At 40.8% G+C, this 2,596-nt stretch carries 2 protein-coding genes; both read right to left on the bottom strand.

The window, feature by feature from the left end; genetic code table 11:
- Positions 1-166: 166 nt before the first annotated feature.
- The gene (locus AACT23_RS15060) at positions 167-1,141 is read right to left on the bottom strand and encodes a PIN domain-containing protein (protein WP_094128792.1); all 975 of its coding nucleotides are present in this window, start codon (positions 1,139-1,141) and stop codon (positions 167-169) included.
- Between the two features lie 160 nt (positions 1,142-1,301).
- On the bottom strand, positions 1,302-1,823 hold the full coding sequence (locus tag AACT23_RS15055) for a GNAT family N-acetyltransferase (RefSeq protein WP_094128790.1): 522 nt from the start codon (positions 1,821-1,823) through the stop codon (positions 1,302-1,304).
- Positions 1,824-2,596 lie beyond the last annotated feature (773 nt).

The raw sequence follows: 2,596 nt of genomic DNA, 5'->3' as shown, positions 1-2,596 counted from the left end.
AAAGATTGAACCCCTAAATTTACCTGAGTTGCATAACGCCCAATTAAGGGGTGAGCCACGCGACCACGACACCCAATTTGGACACCGTAAACACTGAACTAAACCCAAACCAAAAGTGCCAAGCGTGGGGAATCCCTCTTAAATTGTTTGTTAAGCAGCAATTTTGCTACGACTCATCATCTGGCGCATTTTCACGTAACTCTTCTTCAAGCTTTTCTAGTTTAGACTTGTCGATAAGTCCTTTATGGGACTCGACAAGAGACGAGAAAAACTCATACACATCTGGGTCACCAATAATCCAGTTGATTTGACGATTAGACAATGCAGCTTCACACAGCTCATCAACTTGCGACTTATTAAATTCTGAGAATTTCGATAGACGTTCAATGCGCGTATGAGTTGATGAAAAACTACCACTGGCTACAAAGTCTCGGATTGCCAACTCCTTTTCCAACTCACTAGCCAACTTGATATCTGGATAATGCGACTTAAAGAACTGCGAAAGACGACGATAAAACACAATTTCGCTTTTCTTACTGTCAGTCCATTCATCAGCTAAAAAATCTTTCAACTTATTCTCGTCAAGAACAGAGTAATAATCCTTATCGTCAGCAACAAGATATAAAGTTTCATCTTCAGGAACCTTAGATAGTAAACCTTCCCAGTTAATCGCATCACCCAAAGAGTTATCCTTACCTGGTGGGTTCCCAACAGCCATACGAAACCTAGCTTTCTCTACTAATTCTTGGCTTGTCTGGATTAGCTTAGCTTTTCCAAAAAGTTCAGCGATCTGTCGGTCTGCTTTTAACTTTCTTTCGTCAATATCGTCAGTGACCTTTTTGATAAGCTGAGACAATGACTTATCATAACTTTTAAGCAACTCACTAATTTCGGGATACTCAGGGTAATCCTTACAAATCTGAGGAAACTGGCGTTTTTGCTTTTGTTCCTTGAGTTTCTTTATTGCATCGGAAATTTTGTTTTCACGATTACGATAGAACTCATCTTTGATTTGCTGAGGCAACCATAATGTAATCTCGCCTTTTTCCAATAACACAGTTAATTTATGTAGTTCTTCAAGATCATCATTCGATAGATGATAGAAAGACAAAAACACATTTGTATCTATAAATAAATTCATTTACCACCTGACTATATACACTTCTTGCTGCTTAACGCCCGGCTAAGGGGTTGACAACGCATAGCCGAACTCAAAAAACACGCCGTAAACACTGAATTTCAATTTTGCACTAAAGTCGCCAAGCGTTGGCAATCCCTCTTGAGCCGTTTGTTAGGTGAATTTATACCGCTGAAATATAAACACAAACCTCTCGCTCACCACCTTGCATACGAAGTGTTTGGTTTTCTATGTAAGTAACACCAAGTTTATCGATAACTGACTTTGAACGTTCATTGCCAACAAGATGCATAACCTTTAACTCTGTCAATCCATGACATTCTATTGCGTACTCTATTAATGCCTTTGAAGCTTCTGTCGCATAACCTTGCCCCCAAAAATCGACACCCAACCAATAACCTAAGATACCGTGGCCATTTTTTAAACTCGGCAAACTCACTGCACCAATAAGCTCGCACGATTCTTTATGTACAACCGCATAAACAATACTCTCACCGCTGGCAAAGCCGGTTTCATGTGTTTCAATCCATGAAATTGCATCTGACACTTCGTATGGATGCGGTATGTTTGCCGTCATCTCTGCGATTCGTTTATCGCCAGCCAATACTGATACTTGCTCTGCATCAGACAGCTCAAATGGCCTAAGGATTAAACGTTCCGTTTCTAAAACTAAAACTTGCTGCATTATTCCACCAATTCACCTAACGCCCGGCTAAGGGGTTGACAACGCACCGCCGAACTCAAAAAACACACTGTAAACGCTGAACTTTAATTTTGCACTAAAACCGCCACGCGTTGGCAATCCCTCTTGAGCCGTTTGTTAGCTGCTGCACTTTAGCAGGAGATTGACTACCCAACGGCCTAATATCAAACACATTATTGCTTTCAAGCGACAAAGTAAAACGGACAACTGAGAAACTAAAACCTAATCCACGAAACGCACTTGGCAAAGAAGAAATAACAACAAAACTTGACGAGTTTCTAGAGCTTAAATTTACAAAGAATTATGTCGAAGAAGCCAACGACCAAGTGCGCGAAATCCATTTAAGCGCGAAAGAGCTTCAAAACCAAAGAAGCCACACCAAAGAAATCAACAAACACACCACTTCCCGTAAACAGACTTCGGTTAGTTCAACCACTTCACGAACAGTGCCACTGGCGAGATACGCGGAAAAATGATGACTTTCAAGTGTAAAGCTAGAGCCTCAGACTAAGAAAAATAAACACGTAATTTGATGATTTTTCTTAACCTCAGCTAACGCCCGGCTAAGGGGTTGACAACGCACCACCGAACTCAAAAAACACACTGTAAACACTAAATTTCAATTTTGCACTAAAGCCGCCACGCGTTGGCAATCCCTCTTGAGCCGTTTGTTAGGCCAACCAATTGACACCGACACTTTCACAACCAAAGAACGAGCTTTTTTGTAAACTTGAAACAAACTAACCGATTCATTT

The organism is Vibrio sp. V09_P4A23P171 (assembly GCF_963875615.1).
In the GTDB taxonomy this organism is placed as follows: domain Bacteria; phylum Pseudomonadota; class Gammaproteobacteria; order Enterobacterales; family Vibrionaceae; genus Vibrio; species Vibrio anguillarum.
The sequence above is the reverse complement of the archived record's forward strand: the minus strand, read 5'-3'. Positions and strand labels throughout refer to the sequence as shown.

Coding starts and splice junctions, on each gene's coding strand:
- AACT23_RS15055 (WP_094128790.1), bottom strand. CDS start 1,823: ATGCAGCAAGTTTTAGTTTTAGAAACGGAACGTTTAATCCTTAGGCCA.
- AACT23_RS15060 (WP_094128792.1), bottom strand. CDS start 1,141: ATGAATTTATTTATAGATACAAATGTGTTTTTGTCTTTCTATCATCTA.